The 26,209-nt window shown below is 37.6% G+C and carries 31 protein-coding genes; 1 reads left to right on the top strand and 30 read right to left on the bottom strand.

Annotated features, from left to right (window positions below):
• Positions 1–83: 83 nt before the first annotated feature.
• The 6 genes from IEV41_RS03160 to IEV41_RS03135 form a co-directional block, all read right to left on the bottom strand.
• Positions 84–929 (bottom strand): hypothetical protein, encoded by an 846-nt coding sequence (locus IEV41_RS03160; protein ID WP_229722131.1) that lies wholly within the window; start codon positions 927–929, stop codon positions 84–86.
• A gap of 119 nt (positions 930–1,048) precedes the next feature.
• Complete coding sequence (locus IEV41_RS03155) at positions 1,049–1,384, bottom strand: hypothetical protein (RefSeq protein ID WP_188386986.1); 336 nt, start codon at positions 1,382–1,384, stop codon at positions 1,049–1,051.
• Between the two features lie 135 nt (positions 1,385–1,519).
• Entirely contained in the window at positions 1,520–2,758 is a 1,239-nt protein-coding gene (locus IEV41_RS03150; protein WP_188386985.1) for an MFS transporter, read from the bottom strand.
• A gap of 224 nt (positions 2,759–2,982) precedes the next feature.
• Positions 2,983–4,803, bottom strand: coding sequence for a monovalent cation:proton antiporter family protein (locus tag IEV41_RS03145; RefSeq protein ID WP_188386984.1), 1,821 nt, complete (start codon positions 4,801–4,803; stop codon positions 2,983–2,985).
• Positions 4,804–4,978: 175 nt separating this feature from the next.
• On the bottom strand, positions 4,979–6,868 hold the full coding sequence (locus IEV41_RS03140; RefSeq protein WP_188386983.1) for an ABC-F family ATP-binding cassette domain-containing protein: 1,890 nt from the start codon (positions 6,866–6,868) through the stop codon (positions 4,979–4,981).
• Positions 6,865–7,509: an HD domain-containing protein gene (locus IEV41_RS03135; protein ID WP_188386982.1), complete on the bottom strand. Its 645-nt coding sequence runs from the start codon at positions 7,507–7,509 to the stop codon at positions 6,865–6,867. Before IEV41_RS03135 ends, IEV41_RS03140 begins: the two co-directional genes overlap by 4 nt.
• A gap of 79 nt (positions 7,510–7,588) precedes the next feature.
• Between IEV41_RS03135 and IEV41_RS20325 the strand changes: the two genes are divergently transcribed.
• A complete protein-coding gene (locus IEV41_RS20325; protein WP_373284147.1) occupies positions 7,589–8,038 on the top strand; it encodes a hypothetical protein in 450 nt (149 codons plus the stop codon).
• Between the two features lie 1,072 nt (positions 8,039–9,110).
• Here IEV41_RS20325 and IEV41_RS03125 read toward each other — a convergent pair.
• The 24 genes from IEV41_RS03125 to IEV41_RS03015 form a co-directional block, all read right to left on the bottom strand.
• Positions 9,111–9,893 (bottom strand): N-acetylmuramoyl-L-alanine amidase, encoded by a 783-nt coding sequence (locus IEV41_RS03125; protein ID WP_188386981.1) that lies wholly within the window; start codon positions 9,891–9,893, stop codon positions 9,111–9,113.
• On the bottom strand, positions 9,893–10,117 hold the full coding sequence (locus tag IEV41_RS03120) for a hypothetical protein (RefSeq protein ID WP_188386980.1): 225 nt from the start codon (positions 10,115–10,117) through the stop codon (positions 9,893–9,895). The genes IEV41_RS03125 and IEV41_RS03120 overlap by 1 nt, the downstream gene beginning before the upstream one ends.
• Positions 10,118–10,127: 10 nt before the next feature.
• Complete coding sequence (locus IEV41_RS03115; protein WP_188386979.1) at positions 10,128–10,406, bottom strand: hypothetical protein; 279 nt, start codon at positions 10,404–10,406, stop codon at positions 10,128–10,130.
• Positions 10,407–10,444: 38 nt separating this feature from the next.
• Positions 10,445–10,753 (bottom strand): YomQ N-terminal domain-containing protein, encoded by a 309-nt coding sequence (locus IEV41_RS03110; RefSeq protein ID WP_188386978.1) that lies wholly within the window; start codon positions 10,751–10,753, stop codon positions 10,445–10,447.
• A gap of 20 nt (positions 10,754–10,773) precedes the next feature.
• Complete coding sequence (locus IEV41_RS03105) at positions 10,774–12,066, bottom strand: XkdV family phage structural protein (protein WP_188386977.1); 1,293 nt, start codon at positions 12,064–12,066, stop codon at positions 10,774–10,776.
• Positions 12,067–12,128: 62 nt separating this feature from the next.
• On the bottom strand, positions 12,129–13,235 hold the full coding sequence (locus tag IEV41_RS03100; protein ID WP_188386976.1) for a siphovirus ReqiPepy6 Gp37-like family protein: 1,107 nt from the start codon (positions 13,233–13,235) through the stop codon (positions 12,129–12,131).
• A gap of 1 nt (position 13,236) precedes the next feature.
• Positions 13,237–14,124: a phage tail family protein gene (locus IEV41_RS03095; RefSeq protein ID WP_188386975.1), complete on the bottom strand. Its 888-nt coding sequence runs from the start codon at positions 14,122–14,124 to the stop codon at positions 13,237–13,239.
• A gap of 11 nt (positions 14,125–14,135) precedes the next feature.
• Positions 14,136–17,144 (bottom strand): phage tail tape measure protein, encoded by a 3,009-nt coding sequence (locus IEV41_RS03090; RefSeq protein ID WP_420850759.1) that lies wholly within the window; start codon positions 17,142–17,144, stop codon positions 14,136–14,138.
• Between the two features lie 55 nt (positions 17,145–17,199).
• Positions 17,200–17,418: a hypothetical protein gene (locus IEV41_RS03085; protein WP_188388785.1), complete on the bottom strand. Its 219-nt coding sequence runs from the start codon at positions 17,416–17,418 to the stop codon at positions 17,200–17,202.
• A 5-nt stretch (positions 17,419–17,423) separates the two neighbouring features.
• Positions 17,424–17,810: a hypothetical protein gene (locus IEV41_RS03080; protein WP_188386973.1), complete on the bottom strand. Its 387-nt coding sequence runs from the start codon at positions 17,808–17,810 to the stop codon at positions 17,424–17,426.
• A gap of 11 nt (positions 17,811–17,821) precedes the next feature.
• The gene (locus IEV41_RS03075; RefSeq protein ID WP_229722130.1) at positions 17,822–18,454 is read right to left on the bottom strand and encodes a major tail protein; all 633 of its coding nucleotides are present in this window, start codon (positions 18,452–18,454) and stop codon (positions 17,822–17,824) included.
• Positions 18,455–18,459: 5 nt separating this feature from the next.
• The gene (locus IEV41_RS03070; RefSeq protein ID WP_188386972.1) at positions 18,460–18,840 is read right to left on the bottom strand and encodes an HK97-gp10 family putative phage morphogenesis protein; all 381 of its coding nucleotides are present in this window, start codon (positions 18,838–18,840) and stop codon (positions 18,460–18,462) included.
• Positions 18,833–19,165, bottom strand: coding sequence for a hypothetical protein (locus IEV41_RS03065; RefSeq protein ID WP_188386971.1), 333 nt, complete (start codon positions 19,163–19,165; stop codon positions 18,833–18,835). The genes IEV41_RS03070 and IEV41_RS03065 overlap by 8 nt, the downstream gene beginning before the upstream one ends.
• Entirely contained in the window at positions 19,155–19,490 is a 336-nt protein-coding gene (locus IEV41_RS03060) for a hypothetical protein (RefSeq protein ID WP_188386970.1), read from the bottom strand. The genes IEV41_RS03065 and IEV41_RS03060 overlap by 11 nt, the downstream gene beginning before the upstream one ends.
• Position 19,491: 1 nt before the next feature.
• Positions 19,492–19,731, bottom strand: a complete 240-nt coding sequence (locus tag IEV41_RS03055) for a head-tail connector protein (protein ID WP_188386969.1) — start codon at positions 19,729–19,731, stop codon at positions 19,492–19,494.
• A gap of 14 nt (positions 19,732–19,745) precedes the next feature.
• Complete coding sequence (locus IEV41_RS03050; protein ID WP_188386968.1) at positions 19,746–21,074, bottom strand: phage major capsid protein; 1,329 nt, start codon at positions 21,072–21,074, stop codon at positions 19,746–19,748.
• 1 nt (position 21,075) lies between these two features.
• The gene (locus IEV41_RS03045; protein ID WP_188386967.1) at positions 21,076–21,660 is read right to left on the bottom strand and encodes an HK97 family phage prohead protease; all 585 of its coding nucleotides are present in this window, start codon (positions 21,658–21,660) and stop codon (positions 21,076–21,078) included.
• On the bottom strand, positions 21,623–22,834 hold the full coding sequence (locus IEV41_RS03040) for a phage portal protein (RefSeq protein ID WP_188386966.1): 1,212 nt from the start codon (positions 22,832–22,834) through the stop codon (positions 21,623–21,625). The genes IEV41_RS03045 and IEV41_RS03040 overlap by 38 nt, the downstream gene beginning before the upstream one ends.
• Before the next feature lie 30 nt (positions 22,835–22,864).
• Complete coding sequence (locus tag IEV41_RS20135) at positions 22,865–22,999, bottom strand: hypothetical protein (protein WP_268235125.1); 135 nt, start codon at positions 22,997–22,999, stop codon at positions 22,865–22,867.
• Complete coding sequence (locus IEV41_RS03035; RefSeq protein WP_188386965.1) at positions 22,996–23,247, bottom strand: hypothetical protein; 252 nt, start codon at positions 23,245–23,247, stop codon at positions 22,996–22,998. Before IEV41_RS03035 ends, IEV41_RS20135 begins: the two co-directional genes overlap by 4 nt.
• A gap of 15 nt (positions 23,248–23,262) precedes the next feature.
• A complete protein-coding gene (locus IEV41_RS03030; protein ID WP_188386964.1) occupies positions 23,263–24,984 on the bottom strand; it encodes a terminase large subunit in 1,722 nt (573 codons plus the stop codon).
• Positions 24,981–25,418, bottom strand: a complete 438-nt coding sequence (locus IEV41_RS03025) for a P27 family phage terminase small subunit (RefSeq protein WP_188386963.1) — start codon at positions 25,416–25,418, stop codon at positions 24,981–24,983. The genes IEV41_RS03030 and IEV41_RS03025 overlap by 4 nt, the downstream gene beginning before the upstream one ends.
• Positions 25,419–25,524: 106 nt before the next feature.
• Complete coding sequence (locus IEV41_RS03020) at positions 25,525–25,899, bottom strand: HNH endonuclease (RefSeq protein WP_188386962.1); 375 nt, start codon at positions 25,897–25,899, stop codon at positions 25,525–25,527.
• Positions 25,886–26,182, bottom strand: coding sequence for a Rossmann-fold NAD(P)-binding domain-containing protein (locus IEV41_RS03015; RefSeq protein ID WP_188386961.1), 297 nt, complete (start codon positions 26,180–26,182; stop codon positions 25,886–25,888). Before IEV41_RS03015 ends, IEV41_RS03020 begins: the two co-directional genes overlap by 14 nt.
• Positions 26,183–26,209: the final 27 nt, after the last annotated feature.

Below are 26,209 nucleotides of genomic sequence, written 5' to 3'. Positions count from 1 at the left end.
CCGACGTATGTGATAAGCGCTGTCTCGATTGGTTTAAGGAAAATGACGACTAGTATGATACCAACTCCCCATCCAATCCTCCTTTATTCGTTCTTATACAACCACACCTCTACCTCTTCTAAAAAATCCGGTTCCCCCCACGCTACAATTGCTCCTTGCTCCCCTATCTTTTCGATTTGGTCTTGGAAGAATAAATCGCCGAGGAAGTAAGCGAGGCCTGTGTAGCCATACTTTTGGCCTCCTCTTATGGAAAACCACTCATGAAATAATTCGCTCGTATCGTTTGTTTCATAGTCTTTCACAAATGCTTGCTTAATTTCTTCTTTATTCGCTGTCGCAAAAGCTAGCCAACCATTTCCTGTATCATGGGACATGAAGTACAGAGACGGTTCTAACCCACTTGCAATTTGACGGGAGAAATGCGTCGCCGCTCCCTCTTGATTCATCCAAAGAAGCGGACTCGTCCAAGGCATCTTCGACCAATCTGTGCCCGCTTTATCCGTGATAATATTATGCGCCGCATGACCAAACTCATGGGCGACAATCGATTGAAGCTGTCCATGCTCTGGTGATAACCTCTCCATTGTGAACGTAATATTCGGGATAATTTGGCGATATGTATACGCGTTCGAACCAAATCCACCTACGATGAGGTTCACATCAATAGGGAATTCTACTCCATATATATGTGCATATTTCTCTACTGTTTCCTCGATAATAGGTGGAATACGTTCATGTACAAGCTGAATTATAGATACATAGTCCTCGTATTTCTCAATCACTTGGCTTAGTCGCTCGTCTGTATCTTGGCAATGATGAGCAAAATAATGAGAAAATATTTCTGGGTACATCTTATGGTACTCTCTTAAGGATTTAACGGAATGTGGACAATACTTTTGAAAATCTGGAACCGTGTCAATTAGCTTCACTTTATTTCCTCCTATAAAAAACAACACGAAACAGTATAATACGTCATGTCTCGTGTTGTTCACTTCATATGTGTTATCACATAGATAAAATCCCCTCTATAGACAGAGGAGATTTCATATTATTTAATCCAGTTCACAAATGTTATTTTGCGACACTGCTTGCATAGATAGTGCTCCGCGTTTGATTTCACGGCTCTTTCTGTATCACAATGTGGACAAGCTAATTTGTACTTCACTCGTGCTAAATCGAGAATTTTGATAGAAAGAAAGAATAAAGGAATTGCGACAACAATACCTTTGATGGTCATAAATAATAACCACGATCCTACTACTCCGCATGCTCCTGCTATGTACATTAAAATTCGTATAATTATTGTGGTAACTGATATATGTTTTTTCTGTACGTCTACAGCTACTGATTCATCTCCCATTACATCCTTTAATACGGATTCCATACGTGTCCCCCTTCTCCCATTTCACCTCTCATTTCCTATTATAAACCTATCTGAAAAAATATGGATACTATTTTGTTTATTTTTATTTAAATTTTCTGTAAATTAAAACAAGAGAGTCAAACTGAATTGACTCTCCTACTTTTTAGACCATAACACCACAGGAATAAGTAATAGCGCCAATGCTCCGCCGGCTAATGATAACGCTGTGTAACTAGAACCAGCTACAACCATACCAGACATCGCACCACCAGAAGCCCCCGCAAGTGCAACGAATACATCAACCTTTCCTTGTACCTTTGCACGTGTGGATGGTTCTGTCGCATCCACAAGTTGTGCCGTGCCACTTATTAACCCAAGATTCCATCCTAAGCCAAGCAACGAAAGCGCAACAATAAGAAGGAGTAACGAATCGCTTGGTGCAAAAGCAGCTAATACACCCGCCATAAGGAGAATCACACCTCCCGCAATACTCATTGTCATTCGGCCAAGTTTATCGATCAGTACCCCTGTCACAAGCGAAGGAAGATACATCGAACCTACATGAAAAGCAATAACAATCCCTACTTCTTGTAAGCCATGACCGTGATGCGCCATATGTATTGGTGTCATTGTCATAATAGATACCATAATCATTTGCGTAAGAATCATCACGATTGCGCCGACCATAATACCTCTTTTATTTGTACTAGGTATTGATTGGACAGTTTTTCCTTTTGGTTGCTTATATGCTTCAAACTTGTTTGCGATAAGTAATGGATCTGGGCGAAGCATGACAAATAAAACAAGACCAGCCAACACGAATGCTACCGCTGATAAAATAAATGGCCCCGAGAGCTGCGGCATACCAATCGACACCGCGAAGTCACCCATGACGCTAACTAAGTTCGGTCCAGCAACTGCTCCGAATGTCGTCATTACCATGGTAAGACTAATTGCCGTCGCTCGCTGCTTCTCATTCGCTAAATCTGTACCTGCATAACGCGCTTGTAAATTTGCCGCTGTACCGGCACCGTAAATAAATAAAGAAGTTAATAAGAGCACGATACTATTCATAAATGTTGCCGCAATAACACCCATTGCTCCAAGTCCACCAACAATAAATCCTGTTGCGAGTCCGATTCGACGACCGTAACGTTGCGAAAGCCTTCCTATCCCAAATGCAGCAGCTGCCGATCCCATCGTCAACATCGCCGTTGGTAAACCAGCGAATGCATCTGTACCAAGCATTTGCTGGGCAAGAAGTGCTCCTACCGTCACCCCAGCAGCTAATCCCGCACCGCCAAGCATTTGCGAAATACTTACAATTGTTAACGTTCGTTTGTACAATGTTTGTCGGTCTTTTTGTGTGTATCCTACATGACCAGCTTCAAGCATTTCTACACCTTCTTTCCTCTTTTACTGTACTATGATTAATGTTTTTTGTTCAATTAATTGGACTTCGTAAAAAAAGAGACGACCTCATTGAATATGTCGCCCCTTTGACTACTTGCGTTATCTTAACACCTTATCAATCAATTGTGTATGTTTTATTCGTATGTTTATCAAACTAACATGCTGTGGCATTGACCAAATTACCTATTCATCAGTTAGTCACAAACCTATAACGTCTTCTTTACCGCATTAATGTATTCTTTTGAACCACTTACAAGCAAGCGGTCGCCAACGCGTAGTTCCGTATCGCCGTGTGGAACAATTGCTTGTTTGCCACGGTAAATTTGGATAACTAAGATATCGCCGAGTAATGGTAAATGCCGAAGTTTCGTACCATCGTATGAACCATTTCGCATCATCACTTCTTCTAATGCATTATCGGCTTGTGTAATGAGTTTTACTAAGCTTGGATTATGAATGAGCGCTTTTAATAAAATCCGTGATGAATGTAATGTTGAGAAGACGTTTAAGCCTTCTTTCGCAACTCGTTCATATACAACTGGATCTTCAACGCGCACGATGACATTTTCCACACTTTCTTCTTCCGCATATTTCGCAAAGGCAATGTTTTGCTCATCATCACTCGTCGCAAAGACGGTAATGTTTTGATTGAAAATCCCATGTCTATGTAACATTTCTTTTGATAAATCATCAAGTACGACAAGTGGGAATTCGTGATCTAGTTCACCGACGTTGTCTTTTGCTTCTGTATATAAGGCAACTTCATATCCTTCTGTTTTCAAATAAAGTGATAACGGTAACGTCATACGATTTGCGCCGATAATTGCGACACTCTTCGTTTCTTCCTCTTCTGGTGGTTCCATTTTTTTATATAAAATTGGACCGATTAAGCACGTAATAATCGCACCTAAAATGAGTGACGAAGCAACCGTAGACGAAATAACGCCGATTCCCTCTCCAATGCTTGCTGCAGCAATAACTAACGATAATGTTGTCGTTAATAGGAGTGAACTGCTGATTACTTTCTTCATGCCGTACCACTTTTTGAGTAGGAACAATGGAATGAATTTTGATAAGAAGAAGCAAACGAGTAACACTGGAATGAAGATTAAAGCGCTTGGCTCTTGGAAAATAGCCTGTACATCTAAATCTACTCCAACCATGACGAAGAATACCGGGATAAAGAACCCATATCCAATCGCATCTAATTTACTTACTACTTCATGATTTGGTGATAGTAGCGATACTAACGCCCCCGCTAAGAACGCCCCTAAAATGCTTTCTGCTCCGACATTCTCTGATAATACGACTAACACCATGATTAAGAAGAAAATCGCACGTGTTTGAATTTGGACACTTCCTGTTGATAATGCGTCAATTAAATCCGAGCGAACGAATTTTTTTGCTAGTAAGTAGAAAACTACCCCCGCAAAGAATAGAAGTAGTAACAACCATGTTTCTGCGCCGTCTGGTGAATTGACACTTACGAATACCGCTAGTAAAATCATCGTTGCTAAGTCAGCAATAACCGCAATTAACAACAAAATTTGTCCGAACGTCTTCTTCATTAAATTGTTTTCTTTTAACGTTGGGACGACAACTCCTAACGAAATCGTCGAAATAACGAGCGTCATAAAGAACGCGCTATCGACAAGACCGAACTGAACAAATAATAACGAGAAAATATATGACAAGATGAATATCCCCGCAAATATGATACTCGCTACTTTGAAGGCGTTCGGTTCGCCCCCCTTTTTCACTGTTGTTTTCTGCTTAAACGCAGAAAAATCAATCTCAAGTCCACTTAAGAACATTAAGAACAGAAACCCTAATGTGGATAAGACTGTTAGCCACATACCTTCTTGTATAATATTGAATCCACTTTTCCCAATCACCATACCAGCGATAATTTCTGCCACGACGACAGGAATCGCATTCATTCTAGAACGGTGTAGAAAAATCGGAATGAAGAATGCTATCGCAAGAACAAGTAATAAGCCATTTAATTCCCCTTGCCCTCCATGCATACTCTTCACACCCCTTTCTTTATGTATAGTGTCCCATTATAACGAAGTTCTCCTGAAATACCAATGTCTTCTCTAGTATTCCCAAAAGCAATATATTTCTGTAAATAACGAAAAAAGAGCCTCTCTTTTAACATATGTAAGAGAAAGGCTCTTTTATTACGGTAAAATAATATCTCTATCCTTCTAAGCTTTCTACTAGCTCAGATAACTCTTCCCAGCGCACCATTTTTGCTTCTAACTGTGCTTCAACTTCGCTCTGTTTGTTCATTAATTCTTGTGCTTTTCCGAAATCACTGCCAATCGCTTCTAAGTTTGTACCGATTTCTTCTAACTGTTCTTCAAGAGACGCAATTTCGTCCTCGATACTATCCCACTCACGTTGTTCGTTGTACGATAACTTCTTTTTCTTCGCTTTCGGTTTCTCCACTACTTTTTCAACTTTCGCTGCTTTTTCTTGCTGTACTGCTTCTTCTTTCGTCTTCTCTAAGAAATCTGTATAACTACCGAAGTACGAAGACAAATGGCCCTCTCCTTCAAAGACGATCAACTCTTCTACTACTTTATCAAGGAAGTAACGATCATGGGATACGGTAATCACAACACCAGGGAATGTTTCTAAATAGTCCTCTAACACGGTTAATGTTTGCGTATCTAAATCGTTCGTTGGCTCATCTAATAGTAGAACATTCGGTTCGTCCATTAAGAGTTTTAATAAGTATAGACGACGACGTTCTCCACCCGATAACTTACGAATCGGTGTACCATGTGAATGTGGTGGGAATAAGAAACGCTCTAACATTTGTGATGCTGAGATCGTCTTTCCATCTGTCGTATGTACGATTTCTGCCACTTCTTTTATGTACTCAATCATACGTTGGTTCATATTCATTTCTTCGTTCTCTTGCGTATAGTACGCGATGTTTACCGTTTGACCAACTTCTACTTCACCGCTATCTGGCTGGATTTTGTGCGTTAATAAGTTCAGTAACGTTGACTTACCAGCACCGTTCTTTCCGATAATACCAAGGCGGTCGCCAGGCTTAATGACCTTGTCAAAATGAGATAGCACAACTTTGTCGCCAAACGCTTTGCTTACGTCTTTGAACTCCACTACTTTTCTACCTAGACGGCTTCCACCAAGCGACATGTCTACTTGTTGCTTCGCTGCTGGGCCTTCTACTGCTGATAATTCTTCAAAACGTTGAATACGTGCTTTTTGTTTCGTCGTACGTGCTTTTGCGCCGCGACGAATCCATGCTAACTCACGACGGAATAAGTTTTGACGCTTCTGCTCGCTTGCTTGCTCTTGCTCTTCACGCATTGCTTTTCCTTCTAAGAACGTACTGTAGTTACCTTCATATGAATATAAGTTTCCACCATCAAGCTCAATCATACGGTTCGTTACGCGATCTAAGAAATAACGATCATGCGTTACAAATAAAAGCGCACCTGTGTAACGTGCTAAGTAGTGCTCTAACCATTCAACCGTCTCATGGTCTAAATGGTTCGTTGGCTCGTCCAAAATTAGTAAATCCGGATTCTGTACGAAACACTGTGCCATCGCGACACGCTTCTTCTGTCCACCAGATAACTCCCCGATTTTTGCTGTTAATTGTGTAATACCAAGCTTCGTTAACATCGCTTTAATGTTCGCACTAATGTCCCACGCATTCATTGTGTCCATTTTTTGTTGAAGCGAGAATAACTTATTTTGTAGCTTCTCATCTGCTGGGTTGTTCTCTAGATCAATTAATAGACTTTCATATTCACGAAGTAATTGCACAAGTGGGTTATCTCCTGCGAATACTTGCTCTAGGACTGTTAATTGTTCGTTGAACTGTGGGTCTTGTGATAAGTAACTAATTGTGTAATCTTTTGATGTGACAATCTCTCCACTATCTTGGAACTCAAGCCCTGCAATAATTTTTAGCAATGTTGATTTCCCTGTTCCGTTAATACCGATTAGACCGATGCGTTGGCCTTCAACGATACTAAACGAAATGTTATCAAATAACGGTTTCTCCCCGTATGACTTACTTATATTTTCAGCTGTTAACATTTTCATTCGTTTCCATTCCACTCTTTCATAAACTGGTGCACGAATTGTTCCATGAACATATGACGTTCCTTCGCAATTCGACGACCGGCATTTGTATTTATCGTATCTTGTAACTTAAATAATTTCTCGTAAAAATGGTTCAGCGACGTGCTTTTCCCATTGCGATACTCTTCTACAGACATTTTATCACGAATTGGGATCTCTGGGTCATACATAAGGTCACCTTTTTTCCCACCAAATGCGAATGTACGGGCAATTCCAATTGCTCCTAATGCATCCAGGCGGTCAGCATCTTGCACAACCTTCCCTTCAATCGTTGTCACCACTCCGCCGTTGCCACCTTTGTATGACATGTTCTTTATAATAGAAAGAATATGTTCCTTCGCTTCGTCCTGTATATCCACCGAGTCAAAAATACGCTCCAGCTTCGCCATTCCTACCGCTTCACTCTCATTTAACTTCTCATCTGGCACATCATGAAGTAACGCTGCCATCTCAATAATGAATGCATCTCCGCCTTCTTCACACTGAATTTGCATCGCTAATTTTCGTACACGATCAATATGATACCAATCATGACCGCTTGCATCATGCTGGAGTAATTCTCGCACTTGTTGTTCGACTTTTTCTATGATCACTTTCTTCATCCTTCCTGCTATGTAGTGTAACCTTTGTAGGCACGTCACCATATGATATGCTGACTACCGTAAAAAAGGAGGTATGTATATGTACAATCCATTCGACTCCCCTTATTACACGCATCAACATTACCACCATCCAACGTATGATGTCCGTACGCAATATCACCATAAACATACGTATATACCGTATGATCCAAACAATTACTCTTATCCTCAAAACACATACGAATCGTATGATGCACGTAACCAATTTTCCCCTCAAGATGCGTATGAATCTTATAATATGCGAGAACCATACACACCACAAGAGCCAAAGCAAGTTCCAGCCCACTATAAAAAATATATGTACTTAAAAAAACCTACTCTCAATCTTGTTAGACCTTGGGTTCGATACGGCCTGAACGAAGCCAAATATACAAGTATGCAACATGCTATGACAGAAGTTGCCGCCATTACGTACTTAATTGGAAAAGGTTACAGCCAGAAAGATGCACATTATATTGTTGAAAGCTGGGAGAAAAACGAGCAGTTTTAGTGGTGTTCATTTCGTACTGCTCCAAAAAGAAAAAAGTGCTGAAAAACCTTGATATGAAAGGGTTTTCGGCACTTTCTTGTTTACTATGATTTATTGGGATATAGTAGCTATTTTCTTAGATTTTCGGAGGTTTTTATATAAAATGTGGTCAAAATGTGGTCATATTCTTGAATCAACTTCAACATCAATAAGAGTTTAAATTACACGTTTGATTAATGAGGTACATATATATTCATAATTGTTCAAATGTGGCTATAATTCTATATTTCTGAGGATAAGTCAATTCACTTCTTCTATATTTTTTCGTTATTTTTCATTCAAATTGTGGTCAAAAATGTGGTCATTTCTTCCGTTCTGAATTAAGCAACACGTATAATATGTACACAGCATTACAATTCCAAATTTAGTGCATAATCCATTAACAATGTGATTATAATAATCGTACATCAGGAATGTATTTAAGAACTCCATGATAAGTAGTAAGTAATGAATGAAGGCGACATGTAATAATAGTCGTCTTTATTTTATTTTGTCACACAATAGTCATTACAAATAAAAACAACGTTCCCACTGTAAAGAACGTTGTTTTTATGCTTTTCAACCAGATAATAATTGCAAGCCATCTTTTTACATGAATGTTTGTGTACTAGAGATAAATACAACAATTATTATCATGTTTCTTATTATTAGAATTAAATAAGTAATATATACATGATTCTTATCCATTTAACTTTAAATTCAACATATGGCTAGTTCCAAAAGATGAAACTACCATATTATAAAAACATGGTGATGCCCACACCATTATATAAAATATATTTAGGAGGAATTCATTATGTGTCAACGTAAGCAAAATTATGATTGTAAAAAATCTTATTCAAACAAAAATGATCGTAAAAACAAACAAAAAAATAAATGTAGCTATTGCAAGGATTCCTATTCTTACTAATCAATCGCCCCTAACAAATTAACATTCATTTGTTAATTAAAACGTTTTTGTAAGGAAGTCATGTTCTTTTCTCCATCAACATTAACAAAAGGGCGACGTGTTACGGCAGCACGTTGCTTAATTTTATTCTATAGGTTGAATCCACTTGCCGTAACCCGGGAAGGCTTTTTCTAACTTAGCTAATGTTTCATCACCCCACTGCTTAGTGTTGAAATCACCGATAACGATACGATGGCTTCCACCTTCTAGACACAATTCCCACACACCGTAATTAGGTAATAGCGTTTTAACTTTCTTTATTGTGTCTGCTGCCCATTCTACTGTATCAAAATCACCCATGAAAATACGATAGCTCTTCTGTTCTTGAACAACTGTTTTACCTGTCACACCTTCTACAATTGCACGTGCAACCTTCTCTGGGTCATTATTATAACGTTTTACATCTGCTGCGTTATCAATAAAGAATGATTCGACTAAAATAGCACGCATACGTGTATTATTAATCTCGTACAATGCTTTTGTTCTAGCACCACGATTATCATAACCAAACTTTGCAATTTGATTACACACACTTTGTGCAAGACGCTTCCCTTCTGCATCGCCATTATAATAGTAAACTTCTACCCCATCACCTTCACTGTTTGAAGCATTTAAATGTAAGCTAATAAATAAGTCTACTTTATTACTATTAGCTTTATTGACGCCATACGCTAACTCTTGACCTTGGTCACGACATGTGCGATCAGGTGGCGTACAATCAATAACAGTATGACCTTGCGCTTCTAGATATTCTTTCACATATCTGCCGATTCGTCGCACTTCCGTATACTCATTTACTAATCCTACAGCACAAGTATTTCTACCATTCGTTAAAATTGTATGACCCATTCTTAATCCGATTTTCATTATTTTGTACCTCCATCATTTTTATTTTCTGATTCTGTATCGACGAACCACTTACCAGCGTTTGGATTAGAAATAACACCTGCACCAACTAAAATCATTAAAATAACATCTACATACTGCTCATAACGCCCTGCATCAAAATTAGGTACAGTATCCATTAAAATCATTCCTAACAATGCGAATAAAGCCAGCCATAAACCTTTGTTCCTCAATTTCTCTCTCATATCATTTCCCTCATTTCATATAGTTTAAAACACTAAATACTAACGTAACTGCCAAAGCGCACCAGCTAACAAAACGAGCTTCTTTTGCACTTCTCTCCTGTTTCTTATCATTCTTGATTTCGTTAATTTCATCTTTCATTTGTTTGAACTTCAATTCTGCTTCACTTCGTGGCAGTGCATTTTCTTGGTTACGAAGCAAAAAACTTTCAATTCTTTCTATTGAATTACTAAGACTTTTAAGTTCGGCTTTCAATACAGCAACCGCAACTTTTTCGTTTCCTTTCTCCACTGTCCCCCACCCCTTTCAAGACAAAATAAAAAAGCCTGCTACTGCACGCTTCCATTTTTTAATGTTTCTACTTCGCTTTGAAGTCCTAAAAGTTTAAGTTCCAAAGCTGTTATATATTTCTTCATGATTTGCTCTGGTGTAGGAGTCGGTGGTGTATTTAACGCTGCATCGATTTCAGCTTGCGTCATATCTTCTTTCCATTGCTTACTCACAAAATCATACTTAGGTCTAAACATTCCTTCCGACCATGCGAATGTAATGTGTTTATCTATTACTATTTCTTTTTCTTCTATTGTTTGTGTTTCGATAAAATAACCATTTTCATCAATCACATATACTAATATCATATTTATCTTTCTCACCTCTCTTAAGAAATATCTCCTGCATTCCATGTGCAATTAATAATTATCCATGTGTTCCGAACGTCTCCTCCTGCAATTACATTTCCGTTTGGATGTATCTCAACATCGCAATGGAATCGTTGCCCAGTTGCATCCTTCGATTGCGTTGGATGCCAAACGATGCCTTTGGGACGGTATTCCGCAGGTACATTTGTCATTACTGTACCGAAGGCAGTCCCTCCATTTTTGAGAACTCCATAAAAATGAACTACTCCGTCTGAACTTCTTGTTACACGAATCGGATCGGTGCCTTGTCCAAAATTCGCCCATCCGTTCAAGCCAGGCAACATCGTTGTTGTAGTCGGACTATTCATCACTGCTACTTTTTTACCTTTCGAATAGACATCACCAGGCACTTTTAAATCTCCGTTTACTTCTAGTGCTAGATGCTCTAACCATCCCATCCATGTTCCGCCACTTAAGTGATTAGTATAGAGTTTTCCGTCCGTCCCTTTAAATATCACAAAACCTACGGTTGGGCCTGCAACGACCGCAATCCCTCGATATATAGATGTACCTGGGTTATCTTTTACACCTTGTCCGCTGCTTATAGTGTGTACTCCTGGTCCTCGGTTGTTTATCTCTGTAAGTATGTTTATATTTTTATCACTAATAACGATGGATGCATGGCCATTGTCTTGTGTTATTTTCTTCATCTGTGCAGATAAAATATCTGCTTTTTTATCAATCTGATTTTGTAGATTACCAGCAACATTTCCATCCAAAATGTCCTTTATTCGGTTAAACCAAATTAAAAAATCACTGTCGTATTTCTTAGTTGTGCTGGTGTACCAATCTTGAAACTGGTCAAAAAATCTTGTCCAATCTGGGTCGATGACACTGTGCACCATACCGCATAAGTTATTGTTCATCCGTAAATCTGTAATGTCTTGTTGCCTAATCGACGTAGCGCCAGCAGAAATATAAACATCTGCAATGCCTAATTCGTACATATCGCTATTGCGCGTCAGTGTTGGAGCAACAGGAGAACTTGCCTTCACTCCCTTCTTTACATATGAACGAATTTCACGATTTATATAATCACATCTAATTACAATACGATCTCTACGATGTAACAAGCCATCTGCTGCATCTACCTTTAAATTTAAATCTGAAGTGTTACGGTAATGTCTGCCTTCAATCCACGCCATTCCAGATTTTAAGATTAAATTCAAACCTGTTCCAGCTACTACTTGAAGGTTATACCCTTCATTTGGGTAATAACCGTTTCTCAATACAGGATAAAAATGGTCAGCCATGCTTTGAGAATTATAAAGTCTATCTTTATTTATGCTGTCAAAAAAACTACTTTTCTCAGGCATCATTTCACCATCCTTTTTATTTTTTCCGTCAACGTAGGAATGTTTGTCCCGAATTTGATATCCAATTCTTTACCCTGTTTGTTGTATGTTTCGAGAGTGCTAACTATTCGAGGATGCATGATAATGCCAAGGTCATCATTTTTGACACTAACAATATCACCCATTGCATAATCCGTGCCAAATACGTGATTGGCATACAAATCCACTTCACTTTCAAACGTCGTGATTTTTTGATATTCAGATAACTTACTCTCCCCACGTTCATTTAGTAATTTTGTATATTCAGCATCAGGAAGGGTAATTTCGTCGCCATTTTCATTTTTATATTTACTCTGTAAATCGCGTGCATCGACGAAAGCTTCTATTCTATCAAATCCTTTTAGATTATCGTTCACAGTGGCATATTTCCTCATTAATCCTTCGCCTTCACCAGCGACAATTGCTACGTTTTTATAATCACTAATACTCTCTACATAGTGTTGACGTATTACATTTTCACGCTCTTTTGAGAAAATGACATGCGAGTTAATATCTTGTTGCGTGCTTCGGTCAGTTCCCTTCCACACGACTACATGATATTTCTTGTTCGGTATATCAAAAATAACGTCGAAAGATACGTCATGTTTTTTACAATTTTGATATGTCGCATCATCTAAGTATTTATTACTTATAGAAATTTCATCATTGCTTAATCCGCATCTTTTCACATTGTCGATATAGAAGTTTGGCAATACTCGATTAACACTCGTTGCAATTGCATTGTTATTAATAAAACTGTAGATAACATCTTCTGCATTGCCTTTATAAGTCTGTTGACCTGTGATGAGTCTTCTATTCAGTAGAATATTTAAAGATGGTGCAATGATATTTAATTGACTAGATTTTTGGTCTTGATATTCATCCGTCATAATTAAATAACCATGCTTTAAATCATTTGATTTAGCTAATATATGGCCCGCTTTTAGTAACTTAATAGCATCGCTATTAGCATCTATAGACATTTCTAACTCACTCAATTTATCATAATTACGTTCAATCTTTAGACTAATAAAATCATCGATTACGCCCAATCTATTGAAATAAAGGTCAAATACAAAGATTTCCATGTTACACCCCCAACATTCGAGGTGTGAAATTCATGGACACCTCTAAATTATCAATACCCGTATCGGCATTATAGCGAAACAGGTTATCGCCTGTTTCTAGTTGTAAGAATTTACTCTCTAAGTCCAAACGGTTGAATATGTTCGTTTCAATGTTATTTCTAATTAATTTAACTGACTTTTTCCGCTTATACGTCGATACCTCGATGACATCACCCGACAACATAGTAGTATTAATTTTTAATGATTCATAAGTATTAACGTTTATTAAATTAGGATTTTTTAATGTTCCAGTCGCTTTAAAACGAATCATCATACCTGTAGAATCTTGTCCTTCATTCAGTACATTGACAATCAAAGACGGTGAACGGTATCCAAATTCTATACCTGTTACTGGTGTCTCTAATGGAAATTCAAATGAAGAGTTCCACACTGCAATATCTACTTTGGTTTCCGTTTGACTGTAGATATATGGATCATTAGCGCTAAATTGAAGTAACCCATCTTGCCAAATTTCATTACTATTTTCTTCCCCTTTTGGAAAGACAGGTGTTCCTTCTAAATTAGCATTCATATAATACTTTTCGCCTGCTGGTGTAACGAGATCTAAACGCATTGGATTAGACTTAGGATTAAATACTTTGTGGGCTAAGTTGCGTTGTTCTTCAATCCACCAAGCTTCAGAAACTGTTTTGTGTATAAAGAAAGGAACATCAAAGTCCCTATTTTCCAACTTAGTATTTTGATAATTAGATCCATCTTCTGTGCTATCTGTATAATTCACAGTTGCACCCAATGCATTTAAATCAAAATCATCATTTAGACGAAAGTGATTATTAAATTCGATTGATTCGCCTTTAGCATTGGTTATTTTCAATCCCTGTATAATCAAGTAATTACCTCCTACATTCCGAATGATACACGTCTAAGTGCTCGTTCCATGGCTCTTTCGATAGCTTTTGGATCATCGTGAGTGTTAATTGTTATATGAGTTCCACCCATTGATTTAGCGATGCCCTTTCCAATCTCACCAAGAGTTTTTTCGTTTAGTGGAAGCACAGCTTCCGGCCCTGCTTCCCCAGCACCTTGAAGTTTCCCATTAGTCATTCCAAAGATTGTTGGTCTAGTGAAAATACCACCTTTTGCACGCCATTCCACATCAATCCCAGTTGGATAAGTTATTTCCTTACCAAAGAAACTTTTTGTGTTTGTTTCTAGTGAAAAATGTGGTAACTTCGGCATTTCGGGTGTAGGTATTTTTAAAACAAGGTCACTAAAGAATCCTTTAACTTTATTAATCCATTCTTTCACAGTTTCGTAGGCGCTTTTTATTGGATTTATCATGGCATTCTTAGCATCTTCAAACTTCTCAGATGCAGCATTCTTAATAGAATTGAATTTATCGACAACTGAATTGTACATATCACCGATTTTTCCAACCACACTATTGTACGCATCACCAATTGGATTGATAATATTTTCTTTGACCATAGACCACGCTTGAGATGTTGCTGATTTTATCTCTCCCCATTTTCCAGAAAGCCAGCCAACTAATTCACCAAGCTTTCCGCTTACCCAGTTAAATGCATCACCTACAGGGTTAATAATGTATTCCTTAAATGCTAACCACGCAATTTGCGCCCCCGCTGTAATAAGTAACCAAGCACCTTCTAGTATCGTAGTTAAAAACGAAATCATAGGGTCTAATACTGTCATAATAGTAGACCATGTTTCTTCCCATGCTAAAGTTAACTGTGACCACCAATCGGTTGCAGTTGTAACAATATCCGACCACAATTGACTAAAGAACTCAGCAATAGGTATCCAATATTCCATAAATTTAGCTGCTGCTTCTTTAAAAAATGAAGAAATAGAAGACCAGGCATCTTTGCATAATTGTTCTATTTGAACCCACAATTCACTGAACCATGTGGAAAACTCTTCCCATTTTTCAGAAAGCCAGTCAGTTATTGCACCCCAGTTTTTTATTACTAATATAACTGCTGTTATAGCAGCCGCAACGCCCATTGCAATTGCTATAAAGGGAACTAATGCAATATTTAACGCTCCAAATGAAACTACGAGAGCCGCAACAATCGGTATAAGTATTGCCGCTGCAACTGCCATTACTCCTAATACACCAACAAATATCTGCGTTGATTCTGGTAACTTACCAAATAAGTCAGTTAGCTTGCTAAGTCCATCAATAATAGGGATCATACCTTCTGTTATGGTTTTTCCTACTGGCTCAAAATTTGATTTTAAATCCCTTAATGAAGCATCAAGACTTCCAACCGGGTTCTTTTCTGCCATTTCATCCAACTTTCCATTTGTTTCACCAATCTTTCCATTAACGAAACCTAAACTTGTAATTGCATCACCTCCAGCTTCATTCCATACATCACCAAATATTTCAGCACCTAATTGATTTCTTTTCGTTTTATCATTCATATCTCCAAGTTGCTGAGCAGTCGCAACAAACACGTCATATGCAGTTGCTCCACCTTTTTCAAACTCTTTGAAGGTCTTGTTAGCATCACCGCCCAACGATTTAAACAAATCCTGTATGTCTTCTCCACCAACTGAAATATTGTCAGTGAATCCTTGTGTAAGGGATGAAAGTGCATCGAAGTTTTCCATTCCGGACTCTTGTGCTGCAATCATCATTTCAAAGGCTTCATCTGCTGTTGCACCCATACCCTTGAACGTTGGCATAAGCTCCGTTAATGCGTCCGCAAAATCTACACGGAATTGACCTGTGGTACGCTGTAGAGCAAATGTGATGTAGTCAAGTGCTTCTTCTCCTTCCATGCCAAAGTTTCTTATTAAGCTACCTGCCCCCGTCAAGGCTTCCGTTACATCTAATCCAAATACATCCGATAACCTTAATACTCCTTGTGATAGCTTTTGTAAGTCTGCATCAGGTGTTTCACCAAGAAGTCCATACAACTGACCTACAGCATCTGTGGCTTCAGATAGCTCAGTACCAAATCCATTTTTCCACACTTCTTGCGCTACTTTACTTAACTTAATTGCCTCTTTCTCAGTCAATCCAAGGGACAATTTCATGTGCTTTTGTGATTTAGCAAAGTCTTTTGCAACTTCCATAGCCATTTTGCCAATTTCAATTAACTGATCACTAATACCTTGCAGTATTTCACCAGCTTCCATAAGGTTGTTTAGGTCCATTTTTTTACCTAATTGTTCCATATCATCTCCAGTGTCTTTAGCTTCTTTCCCAAGATTATCAAGAGAGCGCTCGAAACTTTTAACGGAACTCTTCGCATCATTCAATTTAGCTTCCAATTGCCTTACTTCCACACTGTTCTCGCCATATGCGCGCTTTGATTGCTCAAGTTGATTCTCTAAATTATCAACAATACGCCCAGTCAATTGCATTTGTTGTTGCAACTGTTTTTGCGCTAATTCTAGCTGTTCAGCTTCATCTGCGTTTTCATCCATTTCAGCTTTTTGTAACTTGAATGAGCTTGTAAGGCTCTTTTGTTCTGCTTCAAGTAACTTGATTCCAGACTGTAGATTATTCAATTCAACCTTGGCTTCTCTTGCCTCTAGTGCTTGATCAGATAGTCCATCATTAACTCGTTTCATTGCATTAGATAATGCCGTTTCAGCGTTTTGTGCATCAAGTAGTTGTCCATACATTTTATTTAACTGTTCGGAAGTCGTATTTGTATCTTTAGACATAGCTTCAAATTCATCCGAAAGCATCTTAGTACGCTTTGCAGCACCTTCCATCTGTATTTCTAACTTTTTCTTTTCTGCAGCAAGCTTATCTGTCATAGATGCATCCTTACCCATTGCAGCAATGTGATTCTTATACTCTTTGGCGGCTGTATTCATGACCATATTTATTTGCTTTAAAGTTTGTGCATATTGCACCTGCCCATCCATCTTGAAATTAAGGACAACGTTTCTCGCCTTATCTGCCATTTTCTCACCTCACTTTTCAATAGAATGGCGTTTGATCTAACGTATATACTTGCTTTGGTTTCTTCTCTATAATCGCATCTGGATGGTTATATCTAAGATGCATGATGTATTGTTTCAAAAAATGAGCAGGTGTTATTTTAAAGAAGTCATCCATGCTCAAACCTAACAATGTGTTCCCGACATAAAAGTAAAAATCCCAGTCTAATTCACTAGACTGAGATTCTTCGGTAAACACATTTTTTACTTTTTTTCCTTTTTTATTTTCTCCATGTCGGATTGTTGGAAGTTTTGGTTGTTGAATATATCTAATGTTGCTTGGAAGATACCAGGTACATCATTTAATGGAATGGCACCTTTGATTTCTTCTAATGTACATTCTGTTCCAGCAGTTCGAATCATTGCGTAAATTAAAGCATACATAATTTTCGTTTCACTTTTACCCATCACTATATTCTTTTTCGTCATAGTTTTATGCAAATCTTTTTCGAAAACATGATACTTCTTCCCATATGCTTCTTCGATATGCGCAAAAGATTCCATTGTAAAAATAACAGGGATTTCAGCCCCTTGTACTTTAATAACATTCCTATTTATATTAACGTTTACTAAATCACTTAAACGTGCCATATTGTCACTCCTCATAAAGTTGGTGGTGTTGCAGTTCCTAGTACAGCCAATTGTGATTCATCACAAATTACTTGTTTCATAAAGTCTTCCACAGTGACACCTGTCGCACTATCACGCACTTCCGAGAAGTCAACTTCTGTATTGTCATTAAATAATAATGGAGTTGCTTCCATAACTAATGATTGATCTTTTACTTCTGCTTCGTCCCCAGTAGTAGAAAACGTTTCTTCAGCCGGTGCGATTTGTACTCGTGGATACCAACGTGCAATCTTTGATCCATCGCTTAAAGGTGCGATAAATCCAACTGCAAACATTGGATACTCTTTTACTGTTGATTTGTTAAACACAACGCCCTTTTGGGCCATATAACCGTAAATTTTATCTTTAATTGCTTGTGGTAACGATACATGTGTAAGAGACAATGTATATTTTGAATTTTTACCAGCATTAACAAACAACTTATTTGATGCCCACTTAACTAAGGTAGTACGATTCCCTGCAATCCCTAGTTCTACAATGTTATCTAATTGCTCAATAGCTTCATAAGTAGGAATAGCACTTCGAGAATCTTTTCCTCCAACCATCATTGCGAGGAATAAAGATTCAATACCCACTGGATACAATAATTCTTTTGATTTAACCACTTATATCATCCTTTCATTTCATCTAATATTCTTTGGGCCATAATATCGGCTATCTTGTCGCCCTCAGCATCGAAAGTGTTTCGTGTAAAATGTAATCCTTTCACACGACCTTTTCCGTTTGCTTTCTTATGACCTTTATCAGCTAGATACCAATACCAAGCCTTGTCATCAAATTCAACGGCCACATGGTCATCTTTCACAACGACCTTTAAACTATCTCGTAAATGTGTTTGTTTGTCTCGATCTGACATATTAATATGTGGCTTCAACTTATCTATGAAGTATTCAGCCGCTTCTTGTAGCACATTCTTTTCCACTGTTTTATTCACTTTTAATAGTGTATTTATATCGTTCAACGCTTCAGCAAAGCCGTTTTTATTAGCCATTAATACACCTCACATACGTAGTAAATTGTGTGATAGTATCGTCGTTTTCGTCATATGGGAGACCCGTAAATTTAGCGTAAGAGACACCGGCATCATTAAATACCTTTTTTAACGGTGTAATATCTTCCTCAGTCCCTTTTGTAATCACCGCAATGTGGTATAAAGGCATGTCTTTTAGAATTTTATTTGAAGCCCTTTTATGGTTCTCATTCACGAACTCATACACAATATAAGGCTCTTTAGCATCAGTTGGCGCGCTATCACGGAAAACTAATAGCTTACTTTGCTTCATAATGCTTCTCAATTGTTCAAAATTAACTAACATAGGCTAAATTCAACTCCATAATACGTTCATCCTCACGTACATAAAGACGTTCAATATTGTACGTTTTATCTTTAATCCGTACACGATAGTCTTTTTGATTCTCTTCAATGACACGATCCAAGCGTATTTCTATTTTCTTCATCACTTCATTACCATCTTGTCTACTAAAATGTTTGTCAGTCACCGTTACACCAGCGTTATTATAGCGAATCACTCTAGAAAACAGATAATCAGTGATAACACGGTCTGTTTTTGGGTCAATTGTTTCGCCAATCTTTAATAAATCTGCCGCGAATCGCATTCTATTTGTAAAGCGCTTAGTCACTTTAATACACCTCCTGAATAAAGAAAGGTGTCATTGCGTCTAACGCTTGGCCAAGTTCTTTCTCAGACACACGATATTCGTACATAATACCCGCAACCATAAGTACTAAGTACTCGGTTTGTGCTCCTGTTGCTTTTTCTACATATCTTTGAGCATTTGTAATATAAAAAGAGAGCATAGTATCATCCATGCCCTCTTCCCATTGAATATGTGATTTTAGTTTATCGATTAAATCATTCATATACTGTCAGCTCCTTATGGAGTTGTTGGTTTAGCTATCCCAACCTCATATTTATAAACAGCAGGTTCAAACGGTGAATAGATTAATTGACCATCAAGTAAGTTATAAATCTGGAAGCCTGTCATATTTACACTAGCGAACTTTTCAATTAATTTTTGAATTTCCATTGCACCAACTACATCTTGAATGTGGAAGGCTTTGAAGTCACCAAAATAGAACACTGGAACTGCTGGATTATCACCGCTTGCTGCATCAGTAAAATCTAATTTATGACCAAGTAATTTGTAAGTTACACCATCTGTTGCATCCACATGAAGCAATGGACGGCCTGTTGTATCTGTCATTCCTTCAAGTAAAGTTAATGCAGCACGGTTAACAATCCACATGGATTTCTTAAGAACTTCAGTAACAACCTGACCTTTCATTTTCACAAGTTGTTGGTATAACTTTTGAGAGAAGTCAGCTTTCATAATATCGACCTTCTCTGACTCATAATACTTCACTGCTTTTTTAGATAATGAACCCGGGTTCTCATTACCAGTATCATCACCATTAAACATGTAATCAGTTTCCTTACGTACATAAGCTTTTTTCAATTCTTCAATGACAATCTGTTCGATTGGAGCACCCGTCATTTTAAGTAACTTCTTCGTTACAGTAGCAAGAGCATCGAACTCCGCTGGGCTTAATAGAATTTCATCGAATTGAATTCCTGTTTCCGGAATCTCATCATTCTTACCACGCTCGTTCTTGCGTACATTTGCTTCTGCTTTTTTAACTAAAACAGGATACTTCACATCACCTTTTGTCTTATGGACAGAACCATATTTACGAAGTAAGTTTTCTTCTTGTGCATACGTAATAATCTCTGAAGCAATAACTTCTGGAACTGTAACGGATCCATTACCAGCTTCGATACCAAGTGAACGTGCTTCAACTTCAGTAATTTTACCCACTACATAATTTGCAAATGCAGAGCGTACTTCAACTTCCTTTTTCACTGTGGAAGAATGTCCCTTTGTAGAAAGACCGCTTGAAATAGCTGCTAGAACTGCTGAACGTTTCTCTTCACTGATTTCCTCTTTTTTCTCTTCTTCCTTGTCATCATTTTTCTCTTTTTCTTCGTCCTTAGTTTCATCTGTCTTATCAGCTCGTTCTTCAGCTGCATCTATCTCAGCCAATTCATTAGCTACTTCTTGTAATTCTGTATTAATACTTTCAATCTCAGTTTCTACATTTGCTAACTCTTCAGAACGTAACTCTCCACCCGTTACTTTAGAACGTAATTCTTCTAAACGTTTGTTGTGTTTAGCTTGTAACGACAATAATAATTTTTTATTCATGTTATTTATCCCCCAGTATTTCGTTAATTTTATTTACAATGGCACTTCTTTTCTCTATATCCAGCTTATCTTCTAGCACACGAACTTTCTCATCATGACTTCTATGTTCCACAAGACTAGTATTTTCACCGCGTGCTTCAATAGATGTACCTACATATGCAGGTGTCTGATCTAATATAGATACTTCCAATAGTTCAAGTTCTTCAATAGAACGTAATTGTATACCATCTTGTCCATCAGACCAGTTATCCTTTTTAGAAATGAAGGCAAATGACCAGCCTCGTAACTCCCCATTTCTAGCTTTCTGAATAACTTCTTCATCGGTGACAGTTGCACTTGCCCTTAATCCAATATTGTCCTCATACAATTCCAAATTCCCATTGCCAATTGAACCAAGGTTTCGGTCTTTCTTATGATTAAAGAGTAGATCAACATTTTTAGAATCAGATAAAGCTTTCTCAAATGCTTTAGGAATTATTTTTTCTTTAAAATATCCACGTGGTGAAGGTAAAACCCGGCTCTCTCTATCAACTGCATTGACATAGCCATCAATTAGAATTTGATTCCCTCTGATCTCCACTTTCATTTTCTTTACCTCCCCCTAGAGAATCATCAGTTGCTTTCTTCTCACCAATTTTAGATAAATCATTACTGATATAAATTGCTTGGCTCTCCTGTGTATTTTGCTTTTCAAAACCTAACATGTCCGCAACATTATCCGGTGACGTAATACCAGTACGAACGATGTTATAACCGATATTTGTTTTCGTACTATACGTAACAAAATCAAGAATATTAATCTTAAATTTAATACGTTCACGCGAATTTGGACCGAAAAAAAGAAGACTCAAATGGTCTTCAAAATTCCTCATTATCGGGCGTACTGCCTTGTTATGCAGATACATCATTGCCTTTTCCAAATCAACTTCCATCAATGCCGTATATGTATCCACATTTACACCCAAGAACTTACCTAAATCCTTCTTATATACATTTAGATATGCAAGTATCTTCTCGTCTTCCACAGGTGATTTCAGCCCATCAATAGAGTAACCTTTACCAAGTGGAATTAATTTGACAGAACGACTTTCATCGATGGATTCTAATTGATCTAGTATTGCTTTAATAAGTTTAGACTGAGCCGCATTCTGTGGATTGATATGGGCATCCAATTTAAGCAAAAAAGCCAGAAAACCACCTTTCTTATATTTGTCAGTCAATACTTTTTCAGCATTCATAACACCTTCAAGTGTATCCTTACCCAAATCAAGAATTCCCTTTCCCTTTAAATGATCGGTACCAATGTTTTTCACATGTCTAATCATAAACGGCGGAATTTCAACACTACCTACTTTATAATGTGGAATCATATTTCCATCTAGTTCCGTATACACGTTGGAAGCCAAATGAAGTTGGTCAATATTTAGAAATGGAAAGACTTCGCCTTCCAATAGATAAGTATTTGTCATCAACTTAATGAACTCTGATTGTGTTAGGTAACTATTCGGATTCCTTAATATATTTAATGATTGATGGTCCGTAATTTCGTTACCGTCTTTGTCTTCCACAACTATTGTGGCCAGCATCATTTGATTACTTATATCCTGCATCAACTCGTATACATCAGATGATTCTAAAATATTCGTATCACTTATATACCGTCCACCGTATCGGATTGAATTGCCGAAAATATCATCTAACAATCCTCGTTTCTCCACCTGTCGGGCCACAAAGTTAGAAAACCTATCACGTAATCCCAATACTTCACCGCCTTTCACCATCACCTTAAATTACTTATGATTTTTAATATGTTCTTTCACTAACTCCAAAATCTCATATGCATCCTGCTTATTATTTAAAGCTCCGTTAATTATCAATTCCTTATAAATAAGTTTAGACACTAAGAAACCCACTCGCTGATTCATAACTTAAAACCTCCTATCAATTGAAGAAGTATGCCTTGAGAATCAATGGAAGATTTCTCTTCCGAAAAAACTTGAAGGTTAACCACTTTGTAAAATGGATAAGGTTGTCTCTCCTGTTCTACTGAACACATAAGAATCCCATTACCAGTCTTACAATTTCCAACTACCACATCGAACATTGTAGGGCTTTGTTTATGAACTCTAATATCCATATCGCCAAAGCGAATCCGGAACTTTTCACTATCCATCTCTACATCACCTTTCTATCTATAGATTTCATTAATTAAATCATCCATGCCATCACCATCTATATCTTCCATCTGCATCATTGTTTCTTTATGAGCAACTAAAAAAGCTACAAACCCATCAATTTTCTTTTTAGATTGTTTTTTACTCGGAACTTTCATGCCATTAAGATTCGTTACAACAACAACATTAAGAGCACAATAAACAAATAAAGGATTATCAGTAAATAATCTTTCTTCATAAATTATCATCTCAGCATCATCAAGTGGAGCGTTCATAACATTTGCGTACTGATCCACACGAATACACTCTAATCCCAGGTTTTCACACTTCTCAATAAGTTTCTGAGACATCGCTGGATCATAATTTATTTGTTGCACATCGTATAAATCCATACATTCCTTGATGTATCCCATTACTTGGTCTTGGTCAATCATCTTGCCATCACAAAATTGAACAAAACCACGCTCCACTAAATCGCTATAAGGTACGTTGTCTTCTTTTTCTCTAAATTCAATATCGGCATTCGGAATGAAATACATTTGTTTTACTTTTAATATTGCCCGTCCCTCTTCATCATAAGTAGGGAAATTAAGCGATACGCATGTTAAATCAGTTGTTTTTGATAAATCTAATCCAAGGTAACAAGTTTCTCCCAACAAGTCGCCTAAATCATCCACAAGTACATGCTCTACCTGGTCTTGTTCAAAGTAATTTTCAGCACCGTTTACGAATACATTCAAATGCTTAGAAAGAAACTCTGCTTTCTTATGTGCCGAACGTGAAGCAGTAATGAATTCTGTTTCAAGTGCGCTCATTGTTACCGATACACCGATATTCGGATTAACCATGGCCCAAACTTTTCTATCAGTCCAATCATAATTCCTATTCGGTTCGTAAATCATAACGAAACTTGAATCATTATCATCATTCTTCAATACTTCTTTTGCTTCGCGATAGACACGCATACCAACAGACGAAGAACCTTTACCAGCAGTTGATATATTGAACATAATTGGCTCAGCACGTGCAACCTGCGCTGATTTAAAGTTGTCATACTGATCCATGTTCTCTTGAGCATGAAGTTCATCATTCAAAATGAAATGTGGATTAGAACCCTCGATAGACTTAATGTTCTTTGACATAACAATAAATTGATTCTGATATGCCAGCCCATCACGTATATAATCGTATGTTACACCTGATATAGTTCCCTTTGGGCCTTTGAAAATCTGTGAACAATCCATTAATACATCATGATTCATGATTGTGGCAGCGAATGGTTTGGCTGCATATTGCGCCTGATTGAAGTCACTCGCGCAACAATAGCAATCCGCACTTAATACACCCTCGCCATACATCGCGTACCCTAACGCACCGACACCGACAAGAGTTTTACCATTCTTCTTTGGAACCTGTATATACGCTTCTCGAATGACACGGACAATTTCGCCTTCTTCATTCTTATGCATCCATCCATAAATATTCGAATAGGCGAATTTCTCCCAATCTTCCAGAACAAAAGGTTGTCCAGCCAGACTACCTTTGGTGTGGCGAACGAATGTCTCAACCCAATCCATCATTTCGTTTGTACGATCTACATCGAACCAAATATCTTTACGCTTTTTCCATTTATAATATCTATCTACCATTGCTCTAATGGTGTCCGGATACTTCTTAGGATTCTTCCTTACTTGTTTTGCGTAAATATCTGCGTAATTAATACCGCGTTCAATCATTTAGCACCACGCCACTTTTCACGATGCTTATCTAATTCAGTTATATTATCTTTAGGTTTTTCTACAATTTCATCCTTTCGAACCGAAGATCCACCCGTCACAATCTTTTGTGATTTTGATTTATTAGTTAATCCAAGTAAATCCAATGCCTTGGTTTTCTTATCCGCCCATGTTTCTACTTGTTGGGCCAATGGATGCTTGGAATTATTCGTGGCCCCAGCTTTATTTGTATGACGTTGTGTGGCTGGGAATCCCTTGTCCTTCCACTGTAAGTGCATGGTCATATAAATCTCATAAATATCTAAATACGATTCTATTAATGGATCTAGAGTAAGGGTGTAAATATCCGCATCACGCATGATCTTCAATATTCTATTTTTTTCAGCTTCCGTTTTCTCAGAAACTCTTTTTTGAATCTCCTTTTTCGTGGCCAAATTTCACACCCCCCTTTGTTTTTTAAAATTTTCGTCTAACGAAAGAGATGCCCCCATTGTTACCTATCTTTCCCGTACCTACTTTTTTCGATTTGACCAGGGGGGCTTATCCAAAGTAGCTTGGAAATACTTTCTTCGGTTTGCCTTCGTTTTCTTCTTCAATATGGCATTTCGGACATAGTAACATTAAGTTGTTCAGTTCTAACTTTAATGTTTGATCTTGTCTCACAGATATAATGTGATGCACATGTGCGCTACGTCCAAAGACAAACCTTCCACATCTCTGACACTTACCTTTCTCACGCTCGTATACTTGTGACCTAGCAAACTTCCATACATCTGAATTGTAGAATGATTTGTTCTCATGATGATAAATATTCTTCTTGTCTTTCTTCTTACGTGGCTTAGAGCGTTTGTGATTTATACAATAACGCTCTTTATCTATCTTGTTGATGCATCCATTAAAGTCACAATACTTCATGATAATGTTTAGCAATATGATTACGAATTGTCTCTTCCTTCTTCATATTACCTGGTACATCAATATTGTTTTGTTTAGCGAATGCAAGTAACTGTTCAGCATTCATTGCATCTAAGTCAATATCAGTAGATGTATCTGCTGAACCTTCATCCTCAAGCATATTCTTTAGGTTCACTGTTACTTCAAAATCTTCCTCATCACCTGTTGCCACAAACAATGTACGCTTCTCTTTTGTATCCCAGTATTCAGTTCCGCTTGCTGTCTTACGCATTTCTACTTTCATCTTAGCTCATCCCCCTATATACTTTTG

Origin of the sequence: Priestia taiwanensis (genome assembly GCF_014638355.1) — a bacterium.
GTDB lineage: Bacteria > Bacillota > Bacilli > Bacillales > Bacillaceae_G > Priestia_D > Priestia_D taiwanensis.
This window is presented reverse-complemented; position numbering and strand designations above follow the sequence as displayed.

What these genes read in the sequence shown, in the direction of transcription:
- IEV41_RS03155 (WP_188386986.1), bottom strand. Translation starts at nt 1,384, where the DNA reads ATGGAATCCGTATTAAAGGATGTAATGGGAGATGAATCAGTAGCTGTA.
- IEV41_RS03150 (WP_188386985.1), bottom strand. Translation starts at nt 2,758, where the DNA reads ATGCTTGAAGCTGGTCATGTAGGATACACACAAAAAGACCGACAAACA.
- IEV41_RS03145 (WP_188386984.1), bottom strand. Translation starts at nt 4,803, where the DNA reads ATGCATGGAGGGCAAGGGGAATTAAATGGCTTATTACTTGTTCTTGCG.
- IEV41_RS03140 (WP_188386983.1), bottom strand. Translation starts at nt 6,868, where the DNA reads ATGAAAATGTTAACAGCTGAAAATATAAGTAAGTCATACGGGGAGAAA.
- IEV41_RS03135 (WP_188386982.1), bottom strand. Translation starts at nt 7,509, where the DNA reads ATGAAGAAAGTGATCATAGAAAAAGTCGAACAACAAGTGCGAGAATTA.
- IEV41_RS20325 (WP_373284147.1), top strand. Translation starts at nt 7,589, where the DNA reads ATGTACAATCCATTCGACTCCCCTTATTACACGCATCAACATTACCAC.
- IEV41_RS03125 (WP_188386981.1), bottom strand. Translation starts at nt 9,893, where the DNA reads ATGAAAATCGGATTAAGAATGGGTCATACAATTTTAACGAATGGTAGA.
- IEV41_RS03120 (WP_188386980.1), bottom strand. Translation starts at nt 10,117, where the DNA reads ATGAGAGAGAAATTGAGGAACAAAGGTTTATGGCTGGCTTTATTCGCA.
- IEV41_RS03110 (WP_188386978.1), bottom strand. Translation starts at nt 10,753, where the DNA reads ATGATATTAGTATATGTGATTGATGAAAATGGTTATTTTATCGAAACA.
- IEV41_RS03105 (WP_188386977.1), bottom strand. Translation starts at nt 12,066, where the DNA reads ATGGCTGACCATTTTTATCCTGTATTGAGAAACGGTTATTACCCAAAT.
- IEV41_RS03100 (WP_188386976.1), bottom strand. Translation starts at nt 13,235, where the DNA reads ATGGAAATCTTTGTATTTGACCTTTATTTCAATAGATTGGGCGTAATC.
- IEV41_RS03090 (WP_420850759.1), bottom strand. Translation starts at nt 17,144, where the DNA reads ATGGATGGGCAGGTGCAATATGCACAAACTTTAAAGCAAATAAATATG.
- IEV41_RS03080 (WP_188386973.1), bottom strand. Translation starts at nt 17,810, where the DNA reads ATGGCACGTTTAAGTGATTTAGTAAACGTTAATATAAATAGGAATGTT.
- IEV41_RS03070 (WP_188386972.1), bottom strand. Translation starts at nt 18,840, where the DNA reads ATGGCTAATAAAAACGGCTTTGCTGAAGCGTTGAACGATATAAATACA.
- IEV41_RS03065 (WP_188386971.1), bottom strand. Translation starts at nt 19,165, where the DNA reads ATGTTAGTTAATTTTGAACAATTGAGAAGCATTATGAAGCAAAGTAAG.
- IEV41_RS03055 (WP_188386969.1), bottom strand. Translation starts at nt 19,731, where the DNA reads ATGAATGATTTAATCGATAAACTAAAATCACATATTCAATGGGAAGAG.
- IEV41_RS03050 (WP_188386968.1), bottom strand. Translation starts at nt 21,074, where the DNA reads ATGAATAAAAAATTATTATTGTCGTTACAAGCTAAACACAACAAACGT.
- IEV41_RS03045 (WP_188386967.1), bottom strand. Translation starts at nt 21,660, where the DNA reads ATGAAAGTGGAGATCAGAGGGAATCAAATTCTAATTGATGGCTATGTC.
- IEV41_RS20135 (WP_268235125.1), bottom strand. Translation starts at nt 22,999, where the DNA reads ATGAATCAGCGAGTGGGTTTCTTAGTGTCTAAACTTATTTATAAGGAA.
- IEV41_RS03035 (WP_188386965.1), bottom strand. Translation starts at nt 23,247, where the DNA reads ATGGATAGTGAAAAGTTCCGGATTCGCTTTGGCGATATGGATATTAGA.
- IEV41_RS03030 (WP_188386964.1), bottom strand. Translation starts at nt 24,984, where the DNA reads ATGATTGAACGCGGTATTAATTACGCAGATATTTACGCAAAACAAGTA.
- IEV41_RS03020 (WP_188386962.1), bottom strand. Translation starts at nt 25,899, where the DNA reads ATGAAGTATTGTGACTTTAATGGATGCATCAACAAGATAGATAAAGAG.
- IEV41_RS03015 (WP_188386961.1), bottom strand. Translation starts at nt 26,182, where the DNA reads ATGAAAGTAGAAATGCGTAAGACAGCAAGCGGAACTGAATACTGGGAT.